Origin of the sequence: Geodermatophilus marinus (assembly GCF_003428645.1) — a bacterium.
Taxonomy (GTDB): Bacteria; Actinomycetota; Actinomycetes; order Mycobacteriales; family Geodermatophilaceae; genus Geodermatophilus.
In genome coordinates this window covers 145,082-166,480 of sequence record NZ_QVQH01000001.1, presented here as the reverse complement: position 1 = coordinate 166,480, position 21,399 = coordinate 145,082, and the positions used below count along the sequence as shown (strand labels likewise).

Annotated in this window: 23 protein-coding genes and 1 tRNA gene; 9 read left to right on the top strand and 15 right to left on the bottom strand. The window is 75.8% G+C overall.

Annotation, left to right across the window (positions count from 1 at the left end; all coding sequences use genetic code 11):
* Positions 1-18: 18 nt before the first annotated feature.
* A complete protein-coding gene (locus D0Z06_RS00825; RefSeq protein WP_117375484.1) occupies positions 19-201 on the bottom strand; it encodes a hypothetical protein in 183 nt (60 codons plus the stop codon).
* A gap of 197 nt (positions 202-398) precedes the next feature.
* Here D0Z06_RS00825 and D0Z06_RS00820 point away from each other — a divergent pair, with 197 nt between their 5' ends.
* Both D0Z06_RS00820 and D0Z06_RS00815 read left to right on the top strand, forming a co-directional pair.
* The gene (locus D0Z06_RS00820; RefSeq protein ID WP_117375483.1) at positions 399-1,871 is read left to right on the top strand and encodes an MFS transporter; all 1,473 of its coding nucleotides are present in this window, start codon (positions 399-401) and stop codon (positions 1,869-1,871) included.
* Positions 1,872-1,975: 104 nt separating this feature from the next.
* A complete protein-coding gene (locus tag D0Z06_RS00815) occupies positions 1,976-3,034 on the top strand; it encodes a YihY/virulence factor BrkB family protein (protein ID WP_117375482.1) in 1,059 nt (352 codons plus the stop codon).
* A 54-nt stretch (positions 3,035-3,088) separates the two neighbouring features.
* On the opposite strand, the gene D0Z06_RS00810 is transcribed toward D0Z06_RS00815, so the two are convergent.
* Positions 3,089-3,991, bottom strand: coding sequence for an ABC transporter substrate-binding protein (locus D0Z06_RS00810; RefSeq protein ID WP_117375481.1), 903 nt, complete (start codon positions 3,989-3,991; stop codon positions 3,089-3,091).
* A 97-nt stretch (positions 3,992-4,088) separates the two neighbouring features.
* On the opposite strand from D0Z06_RS00810, the gene D0Z06_RS00805 reads away from it, so the two are divergent.
* The 5 genes from D0Z06_RS00805 to phaZ all read left to right on the top strand — a co-directional run bounded on the left by D0Z06_RS00805 (position 4,089) and on the right by phaZ (position 10,182).
* On the top strand, positions 4,089-5,801 hold the full coding sequence (locus D0Z06_RS00805) for a phosphatase PAP2 family protein (protein ID WP_117375480.1): 1,713 nt from the start codon (positions 4,089-4,091) through the stop codon (positions 5,799-5,801).
* Positions 5,798-6,400, top strand: a complete 603-nt coding sequence (locus D0Z06_RS00800; RefSeq protein ID WP_117375479.1) for a hypothetical protein — start codon at positions 5,798-5,800, stop codon at positions 6,398-6,400. The genes D0Z06_RS00805 and D0Z06_RS00800 overlap by 4 nt, the downstream gene beginning before the upstream one ends.
* The gene (locus D0Z06_RS00795; protein WP_117375478.1) at positions 6,397-7,494 is read left to right on the top strand and encodes a lysylphosphatidylglycerol synthase transmembrane domain-containing protein; all 1,098 of its coding nucleotides are present in this window, start codon (positions 6,397-6,399) and stop codon (positions 7,492-7,494) included. The genes D0Z06_RS00800 and D0Z06_RS00795 overlap by 4 nt, the downstream gene beginning before the upstream one ends.
* 89 nt (positions 7,495-7,583) lie before the next feature.
* Entirely contained in the window at positions 7,584-9,314 is a 1,731-nt protein-coding gene (locus D0Z06_RS00790) for a PHA/PHB synthase family protein (protein ID WP_199522050.1), read from the top strand.
* Positions 9,298-10,182 (top strand): poly(3-hydroxyalkanoate) depolymerase, encoded by an 885-nt coding sequence (gene phaZ, locus D0Z06_RS00785; protein ID WP_117375477.1) that lies wholly within the window; start codon positions 9,298-9,300, stop codon positions 10,180-10,182. Before D0Z06_RS00790 ends, phaZ begins: the two co-directional genes overlap by 17 nt.
* A 41-nt stretch (positions 10,183-10,223) precedes the next feature.
* Here the strand turns inward: phaZ and D0Z06_RS00780 are convergent, their stop codons facing one another.
* The 3 genes from D0Z06_RS00780 to map form a co-directional block, all read right to left on the bottom strand.
* A complete protein-coding gene (locus D0Z06_RS00780) occupies positions 10,224-11,105 on the bottom strand; it encodes a hypothetical protein (RefSeq protein WP_233517368.1) in 882 nt (293 codons plus the stop codon).
* Complete coding sequence (locus D0Z06_RS00775; RefSeq protein WP_147331963.1) at positions 11,095-11,358, bottom strand: hypothetical protein; 264 nt, start codon at positions 11,356-11,358, stop codon at positions 11,095-11,097. Before D0Z06_RS00775 ends, D0Z06_RS00780 begins: the two co-directional genes overlap by 11 nt.
* 410 nt (positions 11,359-11,768) lie before the next feature.
* Positions 11,769-12,545, bottom strand: coding sequence for a type I methionyl aminopeptidase (gene map / locus D0Z06_RS00770; RefSeq protein ID WP_117375475.1), 777 nt, complete (start codon positions 12,543-12,545; stop codon positions 11,769-11,771).
* Positions 12,546-12,611: 66 nt separating this feature from the next.
* Between map and D0Z06_RS00765 the strand changes: the two genes are divergently transcribed.
* Positions 12,612-12,899 (top strand): helix-turn-helix domain-containing protein, encoded by a 288-nt coding sequence (locus D0Z06_RS00765; RefSeq protein WP_117375474.1) that lies wholly within the window; start codon positions 12,612-12,614, stop codon positions 12,897-12,899.
* 554 nt (positions 12,900-13,453) lie between these two features.
* Here D0Z06_RS00765 and D0Z06_RS00755 read toward each other — a convergent pair.
* The 6 genes from D0Z06_RS00755 to D0Z06_RS00735 form a co-directional block, all read right to left on the bottom strand.
* Entirely contained in the window at positions 13,454-14,068 is a 615-nt protein-coding gene (locus tag D0Z06_RS00755; protein ID WP_117375757.1) for a dihydrofolate reductase family protein, read from the bottom strand.
* 320 nt (positions 14,069-14,388) lie between these two features.
* Positions 14,389-14,461, bottom strand: a tRNA-Lys gene (locus tag D0Z06_RS00750).
* A 135-nt stretch (positions 14,462-14,596) separates the two neighbouring features.
* The gene (locus D0Z06_RS00745; protein ID WP_117375472.1) at positions 14,597-15,787 is read right to left on the bottom strand and encodes a PP2C family protein-serine/threonine phosphatase; all 1,191 of its coding nucleotides are present in this window, start codon (positions 15,785-15,787) and stop codon (positions 14,597-14,599) included.
* Between the two features lie 435 nt (positions 15,788-16,222).
* The gene (locus tag D0Z06_RS26040) at positions 16,223-16,375 is read right to left on the bottom strand and encodes an ANTAR domain-containing protein (protein WP_233517367.1); all 153 of its coding nucleotides are present in this window, start codon (positions 16,373-16,375) and stop codon (positions 16,223-16,225) included.
* Between the two features lie 16 nt (positions 16,376-16,391).
* Entirely contained in the window at positions 16,392-16,910 is a 519-nt protein-coding gene (locus D0Z06_RS26035) for a GAF domain-containing protein (protein ID WP_233517366.1), read from the bottom strand.
* Positions 16,911-17,166: 256 nt separating this feature from the next.
* Positions 17,167-17,799, bottom strand: a complete 633-nt coding sequence (locus tag D0Z06_RS00735; protein WP_117375471.1) for a LysE/ArgO family amino acid transporter — start codon at positions 17,797-17,799, stop codon at positions 17,167-17,169.
* A gap of 71 nt (positions 17,800-17,870) precedes the next feature.
* On the opposite strand from D0Z06_RS00735, the gene D0Z06_RS00730 reads away from it, so the two are divergent.
* Positions 17,871-18,761, top strand: a complete 891-nt coding sequence (locus tag D0Z06_RS00730) for a LysR family transcriptional regulator ArgP (RefSeq protein WP_117375470.1) — start codon at positions 17,871-17,873, stop codon at positions 18,759-18,761.
* A 36-nt stretch (positions 18,762-18,797) separates the two neighbouring features.
* Here D0Z06_RS00730 and D0Z06_RS25185 read toward each other — a convergent pair whose 3' ends face one another.
* The 4 genes from D0Z06_RS25185 to D0Z06_RS00715 all read right to left on the bottom strand — a co-directional run bounded on the left by D0Z06_RS25185 (position 18,798) and on the right by D0Z06_RS00715 (position 21,339).
* Positions 18,798-18,956: a hypothetical protein gene (locus D0Z06_RS25185; protein ID WP_158579845.1), complete on the bottom strand. Its 159-nt coding sequence runs from the start codon at positions 18,954-18,956 to the stop codon at positions 18,798-18,800.
* A 142-nt stretch (positions 18,957-19,098) separates the two neighbouring features.
* On the bottom strand, positions 19,099-19,962 hold the full coding sequence (locus D0Z06_RS00725; protein WP_117375469.1) for a hypothetical protein: 864 nt from the start codon (positions 19,960-19,962) through the stop codon (positions 19,099-19,101).
* Between the two features lie 33 nt (positions 19,963-19,995).
* Complete coding sequence (locus tag D0Z06_RS00720) at positions 19,996-20,874, bottom strand: Rieske (2Fe-2S) protein (RefSeq protein ID WP_117375468.1); 879 nt, start codon at positions 20,872-20,874, stop codon at positions 19,996-19,998.
* A gap of 9 nt (positions 20,875-20,883) precedes the next feature.
* Positions 20,884-21,339, bottom strand: a complete 456-nt coding sequence (locus tag D0Z06_RS00715) for a VanZ family protein (RefSeq protein ID WP_117375467.1) — start codon at positions 21,337-21,339, stop codon at positions 20,884-20,886.
* Positions 21,340-21,399 lie beyond the last annotated feature (60 nt).

The following is a 21,399-nucleotide window of genomic DNA, read 5'->3' as shown; positions in this document are numbered from 1 at the left end:
GGCGCGCAGGCCGGCAGGTCAGGCGGCGCGGGCCGCCGGCACCGGTTCGGCGGCGACCGGCGCCGGTGCCGGCGTCGCCGTCCGGCGCGCGGCGGCGCGCTGCTCCTGCTCGTACCGTGCGGTGCTCTGCGTCCCCATGAGGATCACCAGCGCGGTCAGCGCCAGGAAGCCGATGAGGGTCAGTGCAGGCCACAACACCATTCGTCCATCCCCGTCTCGTGTGCTCGGGCTGGTGCCACGCCGGGCGCGGCACGTCGTCCGGGCGCTCCATCCCCACCCGCGCGCCGTCTCAATCGTCGGATCCGGCTGTTCACCTGAGCGCGTGTGGCGCACCTCACCAGCACGGATGACCCGTGACCGTGCGCGTCGGGGCAGCGGGCCCGTGATCTGATCGCGACGTGCCCCGAGCTGACACCGCCCGCGAGCGGCCGGTGCGCCCGGTCCTGCTGGTCGCCACCCTCGCCCTCGGCACGACGGCGCTGTCCCTGCTGCAGAGCATCGTCGTCCCGGTGCTGCCCACCATCGCCGACCAGCTCGGGGTCTCCCCCACCGCGGCCGGGTGGGTGCTCACCGCCAACCTGCTGGCCGCGGCGGTCTCCACCCCGGTGCTCGGCCGGCTCGGGGACGCGCTCGGCGAGCGGCCGGTGCTGCTCGGCATCCTCGCCACGACGTGCGCCGGCACGCTGCTGGCCCTGGTGACGTCGTCCCTGCCGGCGCTGATCGTCGCCCGCGTCCTGCAGGGGGTCTCCTACGGGCTGTTCCCGCTGTCGATCAGCGTGCTCCGCCGGGAGCTGACCCCCGGCCGGCTCACCGTCGCGATGTCGGTCGTGAGCAGCACGCTCGCCGTCGGCGGCGTGGTCGGCCTGGTCGCCGCGGCGCTGCTGACCCGGGACGGCGGGGACTACCACGGGCCGTTCTGGCTCGGGGCGGCGGTGTCGCTGGCCGCCCTGGCGCTCACCGCCGCCGTCCTCCCGCGCCGGCCGCCGACCGGGGGCGGGCGGGTCGACTGGTGGGGCGCGCTGGTGCTGGGGGCCGGCCTGGTGCTCCTGCTGCTGCCGGTCTCGCAGGGCAACGGCTGGGGGTGGACGAGCCCGGCCACCCTGGGCTGCCTCGCCGGCGCGGTGCTCGTGCTCGCCGGCTGGGTGGTCCTGCAGCGGCGGCGCGCCGAGCCGCTGGTGCGCCCGGCCCTGCTGGCCGACCCGCGGACCCTCGTGCCGACCGTGGCCGGGCTGATGACCGGCGTCGGGCTGTTCGCCTCGTTCCTCGGCCTGCTCGCGTTCGTGCAGAGCCCGCCGCCCGACGGCTTCGGGGCCTCGGTGGTGGAGGCGGCCGTCCTCTACCTGCTCCCCGGCGGGGTGGCCGGGGTGCTGCTGGCGCCGGTGGCGGGCCGGGTCGTCGCCCGGGTGGGGGCGCTGCCCACGCTGCTCAGCGGCGCGGTGTCGGGGATCGCCGGCTTCGGCCTGTTCGCCCTGGCCCGCGCCGAGCCGTGGCAGGTGGTGACCGCCGGGCTGCTCACCCAGCTGTGGGCCACGGTCGCCTACGCGGCGCTGCCCGCGCTGGTGGTCGCCGCCGTCCGGCCCGAGGAGACCGGCGTGGCCAACGCGGTCAACTCCATCGCCCGCTCGGTCGGCCAGGCGCTCGGCAGCGCGGTCACCGTCGCACTGCTCGCCGCGGGCACCGACGCCCTCACCGGACGGACCGCGCCGGAGGCCACGACCGCCGTCGCGCTCGTCGGGGTGGGCGCGGCCGCCGTCGTCGTCCTGGTGGCCGTGCTCGGGCTGCGCGGCTCCCGGCGACGGGACCTGGGCACGCCGGAGACCGGGGCGACGGCCGCGGCCGGGGAGTGGTCCCCGGTCAGCGGGGTGCGCTGACCCGGGCAGCGGGGCCGGCGACACGCCGCCGCGTGAATGGAACGCGACCGTCCGGGGCACCGGGTGCACGACGTGCGCACACCCCATCCCGCGGAGGACGATCGATGGCCCGCCCCAGCGGCTCCCGCAGCGCCTCGACCGAGGCCACCTCGCCCGAGTCCCGGGACACCCGGTTCTCCGGCAACACGGCCGGCGACCCGGCCCCCCACGACGACAACATCAGCGCCACCCGCACCGACACCCGCCCGACCGGCACCGACACGAAGCCCACGACCGGCGGCACGCTGAAGCGGACGGTCAAGGAGTTCAGCGAGGACAACCTCCTCGACTGGGCGGCCTCGCTGACCTACTACGGCACGCTGGCGCTGTTCCCGGCGCTCATCGCGCTGATGTCGATCGTCGGGCTGCTCACCAACCCGCAGCAGCTGACCGACGCGCTGACCGCCGTCATCCCCCAGCAGGCCGCCAGCACGCTGGAGCCGGTGATCCAGCAGATCGCGGGCAACACCGGGACGGCGGGCTTCGGTCTGGTCCTCGGTCTCGCCGCTGCCATCTGGTCGGCCTCGGGCTACGTCGGCGCGTTCACGCGTGCGGCCAACGTGGTCTACGAGAAGCCCGAGGGCCGCAAGATCTGGAAGCTCAAGCCGCTGCAGCTGCTGATCACGCTGATCGGCGTCCTGTTCGCCGCGGTCATCGTCGCGATGCTGGTCCTGAGCGGCCCGGTCGTGGAGGCCGTCGGTTCGGCGATCGGGCTGGGCAGCACGGCGCTGACCGTGTGGAGCTGGGTCAAGTGGCCGGTGATCGTCGTGATCGCCGCGCTGATGGTCGCCGTCCTCTACTACTCGACGCCGAACGCCAGGCTGCGCGGGTTCACGTTCGTGAGCCCCGGTGCCGCCGTGGCGCTGCTCGTGTGGGCCGTCGCCTCGGCGCTGTTCGCCTTCTACGTCGCGAACTTCAGCAACTACAACGCGACCTACGGCGCCCTCGCCGGCGTGATCGTCTTCCTCATCTGGTTCTGGCTGACCAACATCGCCCTGCTGTTCGGCATCGAGCTCGACGCGGAGATCGAGCGCGGCAAGGAGATGAAGGAGGGCGTCCCGCACGCGGACAAGGAGATCCAGCTCGACGCGCGCGCCGAGCCCAAGGACCGCAACACCGCGTAGGAGGACCCCCTTCAGGGGGCCTCGGGTGGCGGGACCCCTCCTCGGCGCCCGCGCTCAGCGGCCCTCCCACCACAGCGCGGCCGCCTCGGCGGGGGTCCGCCCGTCGAGGACGAGCCGGTTGAGGCGCACCAAGTCGGCGCTCGACAGCCGGGCGCTCACGGCGTCCAGCGCCGTCCGCAGCTCCTCGCCGCCGCGCTCCAGCGCCTCCGTCCGCAGGAGGGGGACGACGTTCTCGGGCGGCTGCAGCCCGCGGTCGTCGTCGAGCAGCACCAGCGGGGCGTCGGCCAGCCGCCCGTCGGTCGTCTCCAGCAGGCCCACGTCGATCTCCTCGGACAGCAGCGCCTCGACCGTGGCCGCGCGCGTGGGCACGGCGAGCACCTCGGCGAACTCCAGGCCGTAGACCTCCTGCAGGCCGGGCAGGCAGTACCGCCGCTCCGGGCACTCCGGGGGGCCGCCGAAGACCAGTCCCGGCGCCACCACCGCGAGGTCGGACAGCCGGCGCACCCCGGTCTGCTCCGAGAAGGCGGCGCGGACGGCGAAGCCGTTCTGGTCCTCCGCCGGCGCGGGCGCCAGCACGGTCGCCCCGCGCTCGGCCATCGCCCGGGTGAGCGCCGCGTGCAGGTCCGCGGGCGTGCGCCGCCCGACCGGCTGCCCCGGCTCGGCGAACTCCAGGGCGGTGCCGAGGTAGTCGACGACGAGGTCCACCACCCCCTGCTCGAGCGCGGGCAGCACCACCTCGCGGGTGCCGATGCCGTGCTGGACCACCACCGGCACCCCGGCCCGCCGGACCGCCTCGGCGTAGACCTCGGCGAGGACCTGGTTCTCGGCGAAGTCGTAGGAGGCCACGCGGACGGCGTCCGGCACCGCTCGCCGCTGCTCCGGGGCCGCGCTCGCGCAGCCGGAGAGCAGGGCGGTCAGCAGCAGGAGGACGGCGGTCACCGCCCCGGGACGCCGCATCGCAGGACTCCTCCCGGCGGGTGCAGACAGACGTTAGTCCCGGACGGCGCGCATTCCGATGGACCGGACGACGAGAAGGGGTGGACCATCGTCCGACATGGCGCCGCTGCCGCGTGCTGCCCCCGAGGCGGGTCCCGCCCGGCGTCCCGAGCCGCCGGCGATCCAGCGCGTGCACCGCCGGCGGCGGCCCTCCGGGGAGCCCCCGCCGCTGCCGCGGAGCCTCAACGCGTCGGGCCGGTGGTGGCTGGGGCTGTCCGTCGGCGTGGCGCTGGCCTGGACCGCCGTGCTCGCCACCGGCGCCGTCCCGCTGGTCGACCTGGTCGACACGCGGGTGCTGCAGGCGATCGCACGGTTGCGGTCCCCCGCCCTGACCGACGTCGCCGAGGTCGCCGGGCTGCTGGCCACCTCCCCCGCGGTGCACGCCGTGTGGCTGGTCAACCTGGTCGTCCTCCTCGTGTTCCGGCGCTGGCACCACCTGTTCGTCTGGGTCGGCATCGGCCTGGTGGTGCCCAACACCGTCGCGCTGATGACCGTCCTGCTGCAGCGGCCACGGCCCGTCGAGGTGGCGCTGCTCGGGGAGTGGTCGGGCTACTCGATGCCGTCCCTGCCGGTCACCGTGCTGGCCGCGTTCCTGGTGAGCACGGTGTACGCGCTGGTCCCGGCGGGCCGGGCGCGGACGGTCGCGAAGTGGGTCGTGGTGGCCCTGCTGGCGGTCACCGTGGCCTCGCGGCTGTACCTGGCCCAGGACCACCCGAGCGACGTCCTGGCGGCGGTGGTCCTGGGCGTGGCGGTCCCGCTGGCCGCCTTCCGGCTCCTGACGCCCAACGACGTGCACCCGGTGCGCTACCGCCGCGGACGGCCGGCGCACCTGGACGTGAGCGGCGCCCGCGGCGACGCGATCGTGCGCGCCCTGCAGGACCAGCTCGGCCTGCTCGCCACCGCCTGCGCCCCCTTCAACCTGGCCGGGTCCGGCGGCTCGACCCCGCTGCGGGTCACCGTCAAGGCCGACCCGGCGGGGTCGGAGGAGGAGAGCCACGTCTTCGCCAAGCTCTACGCCGCCACGCACCTGCGCTCCGACCGCTGGTTCAAGCTCGGCCGCACCCTGCTCTACGGCCGGCTCGAGGACGAGAAGCCCTTCCACAGCGTGCGCCGGCTGGTGCAGTACGAGGACTACGTGCTGCGCCTGCTGTCCGACGCCGGGCTGCCGGTGCCGCAGCCGATGGGGATCGTGGAGATCACCCCCGAGCGGGAGTACCTGCTGGTCACCGAGTTCCTCGCCGGGGCGCGGGAGATCGGCGACCCCGCCGTCGCCGTCGACGACGGGGTCGTCGACCAGGGCCTGGCCGTGGTGCGGCGGATGTGGGACCTCGGCGTGGCGCACCGGGACCTCAAACCGGCCAACGTGCTGGTGCGGGACGGGACGCTGTACCTGATCGACTCGGCGTTCGCCGAGGTCCGGCCCAGCCCGTGGCGCCAGGCGGTCGACCTGGCCAACATGATGCTGACCCTCGCCCTGCGGACCGACCCCGCCCGCGTCCTCGCCCGCGCCCGGCGGGTGTTTTCCGACGAGGAGATCGCCGAGGCCTTCGCGGCCACCCGGGGGCTCACGATGCCCACCCAGCTGCGCCGCATGGTGCGCGCGCAGGGCCGGGACCTGCACGCCGAGTTCCTGCGCCTGCTGCCCTACCGCCTGCCGCCGGTGCGCATCCAGCGGTGGAGCTGGCGGCGGGCCGGGCTCTCCCTCGCCGCGCTGCTCGGCGTGGCCCTGGCCCTGCTCGTCGGCGTGGACATCCTGGGCTCCCCGCTGTGAGCGCGGCCCGGGGAACCCGGCGGGCCGCGGCGCCCGCGGTGCTCGCCCTGCTCCTCGCCGGGTGCGTCGCCCCGGGCGTCCCCGCGGGCCAGGTCCCGGCGTGCGCGATCGGTGACCGGGGAGCCGCGGCCAGCGGGGTGGTCCTCATGGCGCAGGCGGTGCCGACGGCGTCCTGGGTGCCCTGCGTGGAGGGCCTGCCCCTGGGCTGGCACGTGGCCGGCCTGGACGTGCGCTCCGGCTCGGGCCGGTTCTGGCTGGACTCCGACCGCGACGGCATCCACGCCATCGAGGTCCGGCTCACCGGCCGCTGCGACACCGAGGAGGCCACCGAGATCCGCAGCGACCGCCCGGGGATGCGCCGCTTCGAGCAGGTCGCCCAGGTCAGCCCGCAGTACCACGGCCGCCGGTACTACAGCTTCGGTGGCGGCTGCATCACCGTCGTCTTCCGGCTCGCCGGGGACAGCCGGGGGGAGCCCCTCGCGCTGGCCACCCAGGCGATCGGGGCCCTGCGGCGGGCCGACCTGGCCGAGCAGGTGCGCCAGGCCAGCGGCGACCGGCTGGAGCTCGACCCGCCCGCGGACGCCGGGGGCACGCCGTGACGGCCGCCGACCCGCCCGTCGCCCCTCCCCGGCCGCCGCGGGCGCGCTGGCGGCGCGCCCTCACGCCGGTGCTGTCCCTGGCGCTGGCCGCGGCGGTGCTGTTCTGGTTCCTGCCGCAGTTCACCAGCCTCTCGGCGGTGTGGGACTCGTTGCGCGCCCTGACCTGGGCCGAGGCCGGGCTGCTCGCCGCTGTCACCGCGTGGAACCTGCTCACCTACCAGTTCGTGGTGGTCGCGACCATGCCCGGCCTGACCCTGCGGCAGGCCACCGTCTCGACGCTCACGACCACGGCCGTCTCCAACACCGTGGTCGGTGGTGCGGCGATCGCCCTGGGGCTGACGTACGGGATGAACTTCTCCTGGGGGTTCTCCCGCGGGCGGACGTCGGTGTCCCTGCTCGTCGCCGGGCTGTGGAACAACTTCGCCAAGCTGGCGCTCCCGGTGCTGGCGCTGAGCCTCCTGGCCCTCCGGTCCGACCCGAGCCCGGGCCGGGTGGCGGCCGGCGCGGCCGGGCTGGCCGGCCTGGTCGCCGTCGTCGTCCTGCTGGGGCTGCTGCTGCACAGCCCCGTCGCCGCCGCTCGCATCGGCCGGGGCGCCGCCCGGGTGGTCTCCGCGGTGCTGCGGCCGCTGGGCCGTCCTCCCGTCGAGGGGTGGGACCGGGCCACGACGCGCTTCCGCGAGCGGACGGCGCTGCTGCTGCACGCCCGGTGGCACGTGATCACCGCCGCCACCCTGGTCAGCCACCTCTCCCTCTTCCTGGTGCTGCTGACGGCGCTGCGCGTGGTCGGCGTCGACGCCGCGCAGGTCGGCGTGCTGGAGGCGCTGGCGGTGTTCGCCTTCGCCCGGCTGCTCACCGCCGTCCCGTTCACGCCCGGGGGGCTCGGCGTGGTGGAGGTCGCCCTCATCGCCGGCCTGGCCGCCGCCGGCGGGGACCGCGCGCTGGTCGCGGCCGCCGTCCTCCTCTTCCGCGCGCTGACCTACGTGCTCCCGATCCCGCTGGGGCTGGGCACCTACGTGTTCTGGCGCGCGAACCGGTCGTGGCGGCGGCCGCCGAACACCGCGCCGCGCACGCCGCTGGTGCCCGAGTCGGTCTGAGCGGGCCCGGTCTGAGCGGGCGAGGCCCCCGGCACCGTGGTTGAGTGGCGGCGGTCACCCCGAGAGGCCCGAGCACCGAGGAGGCCGGCATGGCCGACACCGCCGCGGCACCCACCCGCAAGCGGCAGACCACCGACGGGCCCACGCCCGAGGCCGGCGAGGCCGTGATGGGCCTGGACATGCTGCTGGTCGACGGCGCCCGCGGGCCGCTGCGCCGGCTGGTCCCCCCGGCCGGGACCGCGCTGCGCCTCGCGCGGGCGCTGGCCGGCCGGCCCGAGGAGGTGGCCCGGAGGACCGCCGGCCTGGTGGGCGAGCTCGGGCGGATCACGCTCGGCCGCTCCGACATCGCGCCGCACCCGAAGGACCGGCGCTTCGCCGACCCGGCGTGGACGGGCAACCCGCTCATGCGCCGGGCGATGCAGGCCCACATCGCCGGCGCCCGCACCGCCGTCGGCCTGGTCGACGCCGCCGACCTCGACTGGCAGGACGACGAGCGGATCCGCTTCAGCCTGACCAACCTCGTCGACGCCCTGGCGCCGAGCAACACGCCGCTGAACCCGCTGCTGTGGAAGGCCGTCATCGACACCGGCGGGCGCAACGCCGTCTCCGGCGTGCGGCGGCTGGTCTCCGACCTCGCCTCCCCGCCGCGGGTGCCCTCCATGGTGGAGCCGGACGCCTTCACCGTCGGCGAGGACCTCGCGGTGACGCCGGGGGCCGTCGTGCTGCGGACGCCGGTCTTCGAGCTGATCCAGTACCGGCCCACCACCGAGCGGGTGCGCCAGGTGCCGCTGGTGATCGTCCCGCCGACGATCAACAAGTACTACATCACCGACCTCGCGCCGGGCCGCAGCATCGTGGAGCACTACGTCGGCGCCGGGCACCAGGTCTTCATGATGTCGTGGCGCAACCCCGACGCCCGGCACGCCGACTGGGGGCTGGACGCCTACGGCCAGGCCGTCCTCGACGCGATGGACGCCGCGACCGCCGTCACCGGCAGCGGGCAGGTGGCGCTCCAGGGGTTCTGCTCCGGCGGGATCATCGCCGCGATGGTGCTGGCCCACCTGGCCGCGACCGGCCGGCAGGACCGGGTCGCCGCGGCCAGCCTCGCCGTCACCGTGCTCGACTGGGAGCGGGCCGGCACGATCGGCGCGCTGATGGACCCGGAGGCGGTCCAGGACGCCGTCGAGAAGTCGCGGCGCAAGGGCTACCTGGACGGCGCGATGCTCGCCGAGGTCTTCGCCTGGCTGCGCCCCAACGACCTGGTGTGGAACTACTGGGTCAACAACTACCTGCAGGGCAAGCCCCCGGCCGCCTTCGACATCCTCTACTGGAACGCCGACACCACGCGGATGTCGGCGGCGCTGCACCGCGACTTCATCGAGCTGGCGCTGGGCAACTCCCTCACCGAGCCGGGGCGGGCGACGATGCTCGGGTCGCCGGTGGACCTGTCGAAGGTCGACGTCGACACCTACGTCACCGCGGGCATCGCCGACCACCTGTGCCCGTGGCAGTCCTGCTACCGCAGCACCCAGCTGCTGGGCGGGCGCAGCCGGTTCGTCCTCTCCACCAACGGGCACATCGCCTCGCTGGTCAACCCGCCCGGCAACCCGAGGTCGACCTTCCAGGTGGCGCCGGAGACGCCGGCCGACCCCGAGGCCTGGCTGGCCGCCGCCGAGAAGGTCACCGGCTCGTGGTGGCCGGACTTCACCGCCTGGCTGGCCGAGCGGTCCGGTGACGAGGTGCCCGCCCCGGAGGAGCTGGGCACCGCCGACCTCCCGCCGCTGGGCGACGCACCGGGGACGTATGTCTTCGACAGGTGAACCGCAGGGGACGGGGGAGCCGTGGGCCGGCGCACCGCACGGGACGGGTGCCACCGAGACCGTCCGCACCCTCACCGTCGGCGGTCGCACGCTGCGCGTGGCGCTGCGGCCGGGTGACGGGTCGGCCCCGCCGCTGCTGCTGTGCAACGGCATCGGCGCGAGCCTGGAGGTGCTGCAGCCCTTCGTCGACGCGCTGTCGCCGGGGCGCACCGTCGTCCGCTTCGACGTCCCCGGCGTGGGCGGCTCCCCGCCACCGGTGGTCCCCTACACGCTGGCCACGCTGAGCCCGGTGGTCTCCGGGCTGCTCAACCGGCTCGGCCACCCCGGTCCGGTCGACGTCCTCGGGCTGTCCTGGGGCGGCGGGCTGGCCCAGCACCTCGCCGTCCAGCACCGGCGACGGGTGCGGCGCCTGGTGCTGGCCGCCACGGGGACGGGCAGCCTCATGGTCCCGGCCTCGCCCCGGGTCCTGAGCCACATGCTCACCCCGCGGCGCCACCGCGACCCCGCGTACGCCCGGGCCGTGGCCGGGACCATCTACGGGGGCACGGTGCGCAGCGACCCGGCGCGGGCGGCCCGCGTGCTGCACTCCGCCACCCGGCTCGGGCCCCAGCGCGGGTACTACTACCAGCTGGCTGCGAGCGCCGGGTGGAGCAGCCTGCCGTTCCTGCGGCTGCTGCGGCAGCCCACGCTGGTGCTGGCCGGCGACGACGACCCGATCATCCCGGCGGTCAACGCGCGGCTCATGGCCCGGCTGATCCCCGACGCCCGGCTGCACCTCTACGCCGGCGGGCACCTCGCCCTCGTCACCGAGGCCGAGCACCTGGCGCCGGTGGTGGAGCGGTTCCTCGACGGCCCCGGCCGGCCCTAGCCACCGCGGTCCCCGGCCGGCCGGGGCCGCCGCGGGGCGGGTCAGGGTCGGGCGGCGGTGACGAGGGAGCAGCCCGCCGGGCCGTAGGGCTGCACGGTGCAGCCCATCTGCACCAGGACCTCGGTGAGGGCCGCGTTCATCGTCCGCTGCACTGCCGCGTCCAGGGCCTCGCCGCGGGCCCGGTGCACGCTCATCCGCTCGTGCCGGTGCCAGCTGACGAGCACTCCCCCGCGATCGGCCTGGGGGGTCAGGCAGACCCCGCCCTCGGAGCCGGCGCCGGCGCAGTCGTGCACCGGGAGGCCGGCCTCGACGAGGGCCGCGGCCACGTCGACCACCAGGGTGCCGAGCGCGTCGTCGTCGGTGACCAGGTCGTCCCACTCCTCGCCCAGGCGCACGAGGTGCGTGCCGAGCTCCTGCGTCCAGGCCCGGTCGTGGGGCTGGGAGCGCCGGTCCAGGCCGCCGTCCTCGCGGAGGACGCCGTGGTCGGCCCGCACCGAGTCGGCGAGCTGCTGGGACAGCGCGACCCAGTCCGCGTCGAGCCGGTCGCCGAACGGGCCGGCGACGACCTCCCCGCCGGGCAGGTCGGCGGCCTGGTCGACCAGCCACCACGCCGGCGCGGTCCGGCGGCTCCGCTCGCCGGCCGGGTGCGTGGCCACCCGCACCGGGGCGGCCTGCGCCCGGGCGGCCTGCGCCTGGGCGGGCTGCGCCGGGCGAGCGCCGTCGACCGCCGGTGCGGCCTGGGCGGCGGCGCCCCGGGGCGCCGCGGCGGCGGTGACCGGCGCGGCCTGCTGCCGCCGCTCCTGCGCCCGATTGCGCTCGAACTCGTACCGCGCCGTCGAGCTGGTGCCCAGCGCCACGACCACCGCGCCGAGCGCGAGGAACCCCAGCACCGCCACCGCCAGCCAGATCAGGTCACCATGCACGCCAGGCACCCCCCGGACCTGCTCCCCAGGCCGCGGCGCGGCGCGTCCAGCCGCGCACCAGCAGGCGCAGCCGGGCGACCTCGCCGGGGACGCGGGCCAGCACCGCGCGCAGGGGCGGGTGCGGCCGGCCCGACGGGACGGCGTCGTCCTGGTCGCAGAGGTCGAGCAGCGCGGCCAGCCCCACCTCCTCCACGCGCAGGGCGGGGACGAGAAAGCGGCCGGGTGGTGCGGGTGGTGCGGGAAGTGCGGTCACCTCAGGAACTCCTCGACGGTCCGTCGCGGCCGGGGAAGGGCCGCGGACGGGCTCGAAGTTAGGGGCCGGACCGGTGCCGGGGACCCGCTCGGACACGTCCTCGACGGGCCCGTTCCCGAACCGTTGCGCGGCGGCCCCGGGTGGGCCGGTGACCCCCTCCCACCTGCGGTTCCATGTCGACTTGCGCCCCGTTCCCGAGCGTGGGAGCCGGTGACCGTCGCGCCGGTGACACCGGGGCGGGCCCGGCGACCGGCGTGTCCCGCGGCACCGCCGGCGCCGGTCGGCACGGGCCCGTGGCGGGCCCCGTCCTCCATCGGCACCCCGACGGCCGCGCCGCACCACCGGGCGCACGCCGTCCTGCCCCGCGCGGCGCCGTCGCGCTCCCGGTCAGGCGCCGTCGAGGTCCCGGGTCAGGCGCCGTCCGGCAGGGTGAGGACCTCGGCCCCGTCGTCGGTGATGGCGATCGTGTGCTCGCTGTGCGCCGTCCGGCAGCCCGTCGCGCTGCGCAGCGTCCAGCCGTCGGCATCGGTGACGAGCTCGGCGGTGTCGGCCATGACCCACGGCTCCAGGGCCAGCAGCAGCCCGGGGCGAAGCCGGTACCCGCGACCGGGCCGCCCCGAGTTCGGGACGTGCGGGTCCTGGTGCATCGTCGACCCGACGCCGTGCCCGCCGAACTCGGTGTTGATCGGGTACCCGGCCCCGCCGAGCACCGAGCCGATGGCGTGGGAGATGTCCCCGATGCGGGCCCCCGGCCCGGCCGCCGCGATCCCGGCGGCCAGCGCGCGCTCGGTCACATCGATGAGCGCGACGCTGCCGGGCGGCTCGGTGTCGCCCACGACGAAGCTGATGGCGGAGTCGGCGACGACCCCGCCCAGGGAGACGGCGAGGTCGAGCGTCAGCAGGTCGCCGTCGGCGAGGGCGCGGTCGTGCGGCAGGCCGTGCAGCACCGCGTCGTTGACCGACGTGCAGATGTGGTGGCCGAACGGCCCGCGCCCGAAGGACGGCGCGTAGTCGACATAGCAGGACCGCGCGCCGGCCTCGGTGACCATCTCCCGGGCCCAGCGGTCGACGTCCAGCAGGTTCGTGCCCACCTCGCAGCGGCTCCTCGCCGCCTGCAGGATGCCGGCGACCAGGGCACCCGCCGCCCTCGCCCGGGGCAGCTGGGTGCGGTCCAGGATCTCGATCACGCGTTCCCCGCTCGTCCGTCCGATAACTATCCCGACCATGTTATCCCGGTATTAGAATCGGCGACCGTGGTCAGACTGCCGCTCACCCCCGCAGAGGTCGAACGCGGGCAGCGCCTCGGCGCCCTCCTGCGGCGCGCCCGGGGGGCGCGGTCGCTGCTCGACACCGCGCTGACCGCCGGCGTCTCGCCGGAGACGCTGCGGAAGATCGAGACCGGTCGCGTGGCCACCCCCGCCTTCCCCACCGTCGCCGCGATCGCCGACGTCCTCGGCCTCTCCCTCGACGCGGTGTGGTCGGAGATCAACGGCTCGGGCGCCGGGTCCGGGCGCCACGCAGGTGCGCAGTTCGCCTCGTAGCCCGCGATCCGCCCCCACGCCGGACGCTGCGCGCAGACGCCCGGGGATCGAACCCGCAACCCGCGGGTGGAAGCACGCACCTGTCGCTGTCCAGAACAGGCTGTTCACGTGTCGTTCCGAGCTCGACCAGCGGATCCAGCGGTGCACGTCGATGACGACCCATGGCCGAGAGTGGCCCTCTCGTGGGCGGCGAGTGGGCGCGGCCCATTCGCAGGGAGAGGGCCCACCCCGGCGCCGAGACGCTGCCGGCCGCGCCGGCCGCGGGACGGGCGCTGTCTGTCGCGTTCCTCCGGGATGGGCCTCGGGCCCTGCTCCCCCCCCGGCTCGCCGCGGCTGGCAGGAGGCACGTCGACGTCGTGCTGCACGTCATGGGAGGCCGAGCAGGAGAGCTGGAAGTGTCGGACGTCGTCACGGGTGCGGGCGCTGCCGGCGCCCTGGACCACCTCGCCCGACTGACCGAACCGACCTGGGCTGGGAGCAGATCGCTGCGCCGGTGCCCCTGAGCGACCCGCTGAGGGACAGGCCCCGGCGGTCGGCTTGCAGGGCGTGTCTCGTCAGTCCCGCGTCGAGTAGACGACGTGCGTCGCGTTCGGCGACGCGTGCACCTCGATCGGCTTCAGCCGGAGGTTGGCAAGACCGGCGAAGGGCGACTCGCCGCTACCGAGCACGATCGGCGCGTGGTTGAGCATGATCTCGTCGATCACGCCCGCCTCGAAGCCCTGCCGGACCGCGCTCGCTCCCCCGGCGATGGTGACCGTGTCGTCTCCCGCCGCCTCGAGTGCGCGCTCCATCGCCTTGTCGAAGCCGGTGACGAAGTGGAAGGTCGTGCCGCCCTCCATCTCCACCGGGTCGTGCGGGTAGTGGGTGAGCACGAAGACGGGCGCGTGGTACGGCGGGTTCTCGCCCCACCAGCCTCGCCACATCTCGCCCCCGGCGGCATCGGCCCAATCGCCGCGATCGGGGGCGTACATGTTGCGCCCCATCACGTAGGCGCCGCGCGGCGCGAGGATCCGCGCGGTCATCGCGCGGTCGACATCGTTGTCGGTCTGGCCGAGGTGCCAGAGGTGCAGGTCCTCGCCAAGAACGCCCAGCGGCTCCTCCCGGGTCTGGTGGGGGCCGGCGACGTAACCGTCGAGGGAGATGGACAGGTGCGCGGTGACCTTGGGCATGCGGGTCTGACCCCTGGTGCTGTCCGGACTCATCGGCCGCCCCATCAGGGACCGGACGAGCACGACAACGGCTGAGCCGAGCTCACGACGAGCGCGGGACGGGGTGGGCGGGGTTGTCGGCGTGAGCTCAAGACCACGCAGGCATCGACGACGAGGCCATCGTCGAGTTACGCCACGGACCGGAGCCGGCTGGCGAGTGGTCGTCCTCGACGCATCGACTTGCTCGCGCTCATCGAGTACGAAGCGGGAGCCGACGTCGTGGCCCGTGCGGCCGGCCCGACCGAAGTCTCAGGAAAGGGCAGAACGCCAGTTCAGAAGAGTGGGCCCCGTGGGGATCGAACCCACAACCCGCGGATTAAAAGTCCGCTGCTCTGCCAGTTGAGCTAGAGGCCCGGGGGGTGCAGAGAACCCTCCACACGACGCATCGCACGACGTGTTAAGGCAAGGGGGGCGTCTGCCGCGCGCTCCGAGGCTAGCGCGCCGCCGGCGCGGCCATCAGCGGGCGCTGCGGCGCAGCGGCGTGGGTGCTCAGCTGCTGCCGGTGGCGCGCAGGACGAGGACGGCGACGTCGTCGGCCGGCTGCCCGGCCTGGAAGTCCAGCACGCCGGCCTGGATCCGCTCGGCGATGTCGGCGGCGGAGGCGGCCCCGGCGGTCGCCAGCAGCGCACGCAGCCGGTCCTCCCCGAACATCTCGATCGTCCCTGTCCCGGTGTGGCAGCGGGCTTCGGTCGCCCCGTCGGTGTACAGCAGCAGCACGTCGCCGGCCCTCAGCGTCGAGGTGTGCACCGGCGGGTGGAGGTCATCGAGAGCGCCCATCAGCGGCCCGGGCGTGCCCAGCTCGTCCACCGCGCCGGTACCGGCGCGCCGGACCAGGGGCAGCGGATGACCGGCCGAGGCGTACCGCAGACGGATCTGGTCCCCGGCCCGTTCGGCCAGCACGCAGACGGCGGTGCAGGTCCCGTTCGGCGCGCCCTGGCGCAGCAGCACCGCATTGGCGGTGTGCAGCACCTCCGCCGGATCGGTGGTGCGGATGGCGGCCGCTCGGATCGCGTAGCGGACGGCGGCGGTGAGGGAGGCGGCGACCGGACCGCTGCCCTCGACGTCGCCGATGACGAGCAGCCACGAGGAGCCGTCGAGTTCCACGAGGTCGTAGAAGTCCCCGCCGACGGCGGACATGGCCTGCGCCGGCCGGTACAGCGCGGCCAGGTCCACGCCGGCGGGTGCGGGAAGGCGCGGGGGCAGCAGGCTGCTCTGCAGATCCTGCGCCAGGCGGCGGTGCTGCTCCTCGGACTCGGCCAGGGCCGCGGCCAGCCGGTGTTCGGTGGTCACGTCGGCGACGATGACGCACAGCCCGATGACCGTCTCGGCGTGCCGAACGGGGAAGAAGCTCGCGTTCCAGTGCCGCACGTCGTCGGGCCGGCTGCCCACCGCGCCGGTCATCAGCACGTCGCGGCGCGGCTGGCCCGAGCTCATCACCTGCCGGTACATCTCCTCGGCCGCGTCCCCGACGCCGGGGTGCAGCTGCGCGGGCGTCCGACCCAGCAGCTGCGCGGCGGGGAGACCGTTCATCTCCTCGAGCACCGGGTTGACCCGGACGTGCCGGACCTCCCGGTCGAACAGCCCGATGCCGAACGGCGCGCTGGTGATGACGGCCTCCATCTGCGCGGCGATCACCTCGAGCCGGTGGTGGTCGTCGTCGGCAGCCAGCGGAGCGGTCATCCACGGGATGGTCCCCCACCTCCTGAGCGCGGCAGTCGCCGGGCGGTGGCGTGCCCCGACCCACACCGGGGGTACCGCGTCGAGCAGCCGTCTGCGGTCCAGGACCCCAACCGCCCGATCCGCCGTCCAGCGCCCGGGCCCGCCCGGCGCGGAGGAACCCGGTGACTGCCCGCACCGCGCCCGTCTGCCCGCTCACCCTCATCGCCGGGCGACCGGGTGGCCTGACGGTGGGTGACCTGTGGTGGTGCGGTGCCGGTCTCGGCGGGCATGACCCCGAGAGCGCTCTGGCCGGCTACCTCGACGGCACCGCCGACTGGCCGGACGCCGAGCACGACGTCCTGGCGCAGACGCTCAACGAGGACCTGTGGGAGCTGGGCCTGCCGAGCCTGGCCCCGCACCGGGGCCCCGGGCCCACCGTGCCCGATGCCCCGCGGTTCAGGGGCCTCCGCGGCCGTGCCGGCCCCGGTCGGGCATGGCGCCGGTCGCGCACAGCTCGTCGGCGATGTCGACCAGCTCGCGGTCGGTCTGCGAGGACGCGGCGACCAGCAGCCGGACGGCGTCGTCGGCGGTGACCTCGTACCGCTCCATGAGGATGCCCTTGGTTCTAACCGATCAGGTCTCGGCTGGCGACCGCGGCCCGCAGGTGCGCCTCGGCCTGGGCGCCGGCCAGGGCGATCGCGCCGTGACGGGCGAACACCGAGCCGATCGACTCCGCCTCCTCGCCGAAGGCGTGCGGCTCGCGGGCGTAGAGGTTCAGCGCACCCAGCGTGCTCCCGGTGACGAACAGCTGGAACGACAGCATGCTGCGCATGCCCGTGCCGGCGGCCTCGGCCGGGAACCGCGGCCAGCGTTCCTCACCCTCGATGTCATCGATGCGGACGGTCCTCTGCTCGTGGACCGCGTCCAGGCACGGGCCCTCCCCGAGGCGTTCCTGCAGCCGGTCGATCTCACGCGGCAGGTCGCCGGTCGGCGCGCGGGACTCGACCTTGCGCCGCTCGAGCACCAGCCTGGTGCCGCACTCGTCGGTCCCGGGCACCGAGCGCACCGCCGCAGCCGTGATCGCCTCGAGCGTCGCGGCAACGTCACCGTGCTGCGCCTGCAGCGAGCGGACCACCTGACCCATGACCTCACCGAGGTTCGGCGTCCCCACCCTCCCCGCCGGAACCGTTCCCGGCGGCCGCCATGCGTGGAGCGATCTCCCCGTACCCGACCGGACGTCCTCCCACCGGTAGTCCTCCGCGTCCGATCCGGGAAGGGACCGGCTCATGGCGAGCGATCGGTCGGCGTGGTGCACGGGCCATCCGGACCGCTCGACCGCCACGGGGGCGAGCCCGGACCCACCGTTCCGCCGGGGTGCCGCACGGCGGCATCCCGGGGGGTCATGCGCCGCCGAGCCCCCGGACGGCCAGGGAGACGGCGAGGGCCGCCATCACGACGGCGATGCCGCCGTCGAGGACCCGCCACGCCGACGGGCGGGCGAACACCGGCCGGAGCAGGCGGGCGCCGAAGCCGAGGCCGGTGAACCACAGCACGCTGCCCAGGCCGGCCCCGGCGGCGAACTGCCAGCGGTGCTCGCCGTAGGTGGAGGCCATCGAGCCCAGCAGCACCACGGTGTCGAGGTACACGTGCGGGTTGAGCCAGGTCAGCGCCAGGCAGGTGCCGACGGTGGCCACGAGGCCGGCGCGGGCCCCGGCGGAGTCGGGCAGCAGCGCGCCGGGCCGCAGCGCCCGCCGGGCCGCCAGCAGGCCGTAGCCGAGCAGGAACGCCGCCCCGGCGGAGCAGACCACCGGGATCAGCCACGGCAGCCGCGACAGCGCCGCCCCGGCGCCGAGCACCCCGGCCATGATCAGCGCGAGGTCGGAGAGGGCGCACACGGCCACCACCGCGGCCACGTGCTCCAGACGCAGCCCCTGCCGCAGCACGAAGGCGTTCTGGGCACCGATGGCCACGATCAGCCCCAGGCCCAGAGCGAGGCCCGAGGCGAGGGCGAGCAGCGCGGGGGTGGTCGGCACGGGCTCGACGCTAGGAACACCACCGACCCGCGGTCCAGCTCATGATCCTGCAGCATCCTTAGCATCTCTTCATGGAACTGGACCCGGGCCAGCTGCGCGCGCTCGACGCCACCGTCCGCGCGGGCACGCTCGAGGCCGCGGCGCGGGCGCTGCACGTCACCCCGTCGGCGATCAGCCAGCGGCTGCGGGCACTGGAGGTCGCGACCGGCCGGATCCTGCTGGTGCGGACCAGACCGGTGCAGGTCACCGCGTCCGGTCAGGCGGTGCTGCGCCTGGCCCGGCAGGTCGACCTGCTCACCGCCGACGTCGTCCGCGAGCTCGGGGCCGCCCCGCCGTCCGAGGGCCCGCCCGCGCTGCCGATCGCCCTCAACGCCGACTCGATGGCCACCTGGGTGCTGCCGGCGCTCGCGCCGCTGGCCGGCGAGGTCTGCTTCGACCTGCACCGGGAGGACCAGGAGCGCACCGGCGCCCTGCTCCGCGCGGGCACGGTGATGGCGGCGGTGACCGCGGAGGCCGATCCGGTGCCCGGGTGCACCTCCACCCGGCTGGGCGGGATGCGCTACCGGCCGATGGCCGCACCGGCCTTCGCCCGGCGCTGGTTCCCCGTCGGCCCCACCCCCGAGGCGCTCGCCCGCGCACCCGTCGTCGTGTTCGACCGCGCCGACGACCTGCAGCACCGGTGGCTGCACGCGCAGGCCGGGCCCGGGGCCGCCCCGCCGGTGCACCACGTGCCCGCCGCGGCCGACCTCGTCGCCGCGGTCACGCTCGGGCTGGGCTGGGGCATGGTGCCCGACCTGCAGGCCCGGGAGGTGACGGGGGAGCTGGACGTCCTCGACCCGGCCGCCGCGGTGCACGTCGTCCTGCACTGGCAGCAGTGGCGGCTGCGCTCGGCAACGCTCGACCGCGTCCGCGAGGCCGTGCTGGCGGCCGCCGCCCGCGAGCTGGACCAGCCCGGCCGGTGACGACGCCGACCGGCCCGGCGCCGGTGACCACGCCGGTCAGAGCACGTCGAGGAGGAACAGCAGGAGCAGGGTCAGCAGCGCCGAGACCAGCAGGGACCCGAGGCAGCCCAGGCGGCTGGAGAACAGGAAGAACACCCCGGGGTGGTGCCCCGCCCGGCGGTCGCCTACCCGGCGACGCCCGGTGACGGGGTTCACCCCCGCTCACCCGGACAGGGGATCCCGGAACCCGAGCGGGACTCCGTAGCGTGACCTCGTCCGGTTCGCGGCTCCCGCGACCGGCCCCGCGCTCCGGTCCGGCCGTCCTGATTCCCCCCGGGACGGCCGGACCGGGTCCTCTTCAGCAGACCCGCTGCACCAGCGCCCAGAACGCGTCCTGCTGCGATCGGTCCACGGGCAGCGGCACCGGGACGGCGTCCTCCCCCTCCACCGTCACCCGCAGCGGGAACAGGAACGGCTGCTTGGTCTCGGCGAGCACGTGCGGCTCGCACGTGGCCAGGGTGAACGACACCCCGGTCACCGCCCGCTCCTCCCCCTCGGCCAGCTGCAGCGGCAGGCCGTCGGCGGCCACGTCGAGCAGCACGCTGCGGGTCAACCGGTCGGCGGTCACGGCCCGGTCGTCGTCCCCGGCGCGGGTCAGGACGACCCGCCCGGTCACCGCCTCCCCGTCGGCGCGGAGGTCCTCCAGGGACACCGCCGCCACCGCCAGCACCGCGGCGACGGCGCACTCCTCGGCGTGCACCTCGTCGAGGTCGTCGCCGGCCAGCGGGACCCGGACCTCCTCGACGGCGCCGTCCGGCCGCACCACGGTCAGCCGGGCGGCCAGCGGCTGCGGGGCTGCCGCGCAGACCGGTGCGCCGTACGGCGTGGGCAGGCTGATCCGCTGCCCGGGGTCGAAGGCGGCGGTGACCTCCCGCGGCGGCAGCGGCGTGAAGCCGGGCGAGTCGATGGCCACGGCGGTCACCGTGAACGGCGCGTCCCCGGTGTCGGTGACCTTGACCTGCACCTGCCCGCCGACCGCCTCGTCCGTGCGCAGCCGCACCACCTCAGCGGCGATGCCGGGGACGGCGGGCAGCGCGGGCGCGGCCGAGGACGGCGCGGCGGACGACGTACCGGCGGACGAGGCGCCGGGGGCCGACGACGCCGCCCCCGGGGCGCAGGCCGCGCACAGCGCCGCCGCCAGGACCAGGGCCGCCCACCGCACGGGCGGAGCGTAGGTCCCGCGCGGCCCCGGTGGTCAGCGCTCGCGCCCGGGCAGCCGGGCCATCACCCGCCCGGCCTCCATGCGGGTCTCCAGCTTCTCCTGCGGGTTGGCCGCCGGCCCGCGGCGCGGGGAGCCGTCCTCGAGGTCGAAGGCCGACCCGTGCCAGGGGCAGACCAGGCAGGTGTGCCCGCGCACGTCCTCGACCGTGCCCTCGTACAGCGGCCCGGACAGGTGCGAGCAGGCGCCCACGAAGGCGTCCACCCGCCCACCGCGCCGGACGGCGACCAGCGGGACGGCGACGCCCCCGCCGCGCCCGGTGCGCAGGGCGGGCCGCCCCTCGGGCAGGTCGTCGAGCGGGCCGAGGTCGAGCCAGTCGGTCGACAGGGCACGAGCGGCCGTGGCCGCGTGCGAGGCCCCGGAGGACTGCGCGTAGGACATGTGCCCGCCGATCGCCGCGGAGGCCGTGGCCACCCCGAGACCGGCGTAGGACAGGGCGCGCCCGAGCCCGCCCCGGCCCTGGCGCCGCGCGGCCAGCGAGCCCACGTACAGGCCGAGCGCGACGGTGTTGGTCAGCGCGTGCAGCGCCCCGAGCCGGCGCACCCCGGCACCCTGCTCCGACCAGTCGGCCGCGCCGGTGAGGGCCGCCGGGACCGACGCGGCCACCCCCGTCCCGATGAGCAGGGTGGCCGCCGGGCGCATCGGCGGGATGGCGTCGAGCAGGCCGGCCGACAGCCAGCTGCCCACGGGGACCTGGACCACGACCGGGTGCACCGGGTGGCCCAGCCACGTCCCGTGCAGCAGGTCCTTGAAACCCTGCGGGAGCGCGGCCTGCACGGCCTTGCGCGCCGGCTCGATGGCCTTGTCGAAGGTCGGCACGTCCGCGACCCGGTCGAGGATCCCCATGAGGCTCATGGGCGGCCCCTACCCGCGGACACCCGCCTCGATGCCGGGGCGCCGGTACCGCTCGGCGCACGCGGCGAGCGCGGCCACGACGAGCCCGACGGCCACCGCCCCGCCGGCGTTCAGGGCGGCGTCCAGCGGGGAGACCACCCGGCCCAGGGGCAGCAGGAGCTGCAGCAGCTCCACGGCGGCGCCCGTGGCGACGGCGGCGGCGGTGAGCGGGGCGGGAGAGCGCAGCGCCGGCCAGCGCAGGACGGCGGCCGCGGCGAGCGGGGCGAGCAGCAGCAGGTTGCCCACCAGCTGGAGGCGCACCGCGTCGGAGCCCAGCCCGTCGAGGTACCACCGGAGCTCGACGAGCGGCGCGCCCCAGGCCCAGCCCGCCCCGCCGGCGGGGGTCAGCGTCAGCAGGGCCACCAGCCCCGCCGCAGCGGCCACGACGAGGCCGGGGAACCGGGCGGGGGAGCGGTCACGCTGCATGACCCCAGCGTCACCGCCACGCCTGTGAGCCGGCTGGCGGTCCGCGGGGAGTTCGCCGTG

What these genes read in the sequence shown, in the direction of transcription:
- D0Z06_RS26040 (WP_233517367.1), bottom strand. Translation starts at nt 16,375, where the DNA reads ATGGAGCGGTACGAGGTCACCGCCGACGACGCCGTCCGGCTGCTGGTC.
- D0Z06_RS00715 (WP_117375467.1), bottom strand. Translation starts at nt 21,339, where the DNA reads ATGCAGCGTGACCGCTCCCCCGCCCGGTTCCCCGGCCTCGTCGTGGCC.
- D0Z06_RS00755 (WP_117375757.1), bottom strand. Translation starts at nt 14,068, where the DNA reads ATGCCCAAGGTCACCGCGCACCTGTCCATCTCCCTCGACGGTTACGTC.
- phaZ (WP_117375477.1), top strand. Translation starts at nt 9,298, where the DNA reads ATGTCTTCGACAGGTGAACCGCAGGGGACGGGGGAGCCGTGGGCCGGC.
- D0Z06_RS00825 (WP_117375484.1), bottom strand. Translation starts at nt 201, where the DNA reads ATGGTGTTGTGGCCTGCACTGACCCTCATCGGCTTCCTGGCGCTGACC.
- D0Z06_RS00745 (WP_117375472.1), bottom strand. Translation starts at nt 15,787, where the DNA reads ATGACCGCTCCGCTGGCTGCCGACGACGACCACCACCGGCTCGAGGTG.
- D0Z06_RS00790 (WP_199522050.1), top strand. Translation starts at nt 7,584, where the DNA reads ATGGCCGACACCGCCGCGGCACCCACCCGCAAGCGGCAGACCACCGAC.
- D0Z06_RS00810 (WP_117375481.1), bottom strand. Translation starts at nt 3,991, where the DNA reads ATGCGGCGTCCCGGGGCGGTGACCGCCGTCCTCCTGCTGCTGACCGCC.
- D0Z06_RS00730 (WP_117375470.1), top strand. Translation starts at nt 17,871, where the DNA reads ATGGAACTGGACCCGGGCCAGCTGCGCGCGCTCGACGCCACCGTCCGC.
- D0Z06_RS00805 (WP_117375480.1), top strand. Translation starts at nt 4,089, where the DNA reads ATGGCGCCGCTGCCGCGTGCTGCCCCCGAGGCGGGTCCCGCCCGGCGT.
- D0Z06_RS26035 (WP_233517366.1), bottom strand. Translation starts at nt 16,910, where the DNA reads ATGGGTCAGGTGGTCCGCTCGCTGCAGGCGCAGCACGGTGACGTTGCC.
- D0Z06_RS00720 (WP_117375468.1), bottom strand. Translation starts at nt 20,874, where the DNA reads ATGAGCCTCATGGGGATCCTCGACCGGGTCGCGGACGTGCCGACCTTC.
- D0Z06_RS00815 (WP_117375482.1), top strand. Translation starts at nt 1,976, where the DNA reads ATGGCCCGCCCCAGCGGCTCCCGCAGCGCCTCGACCGAGGCCACCTCG.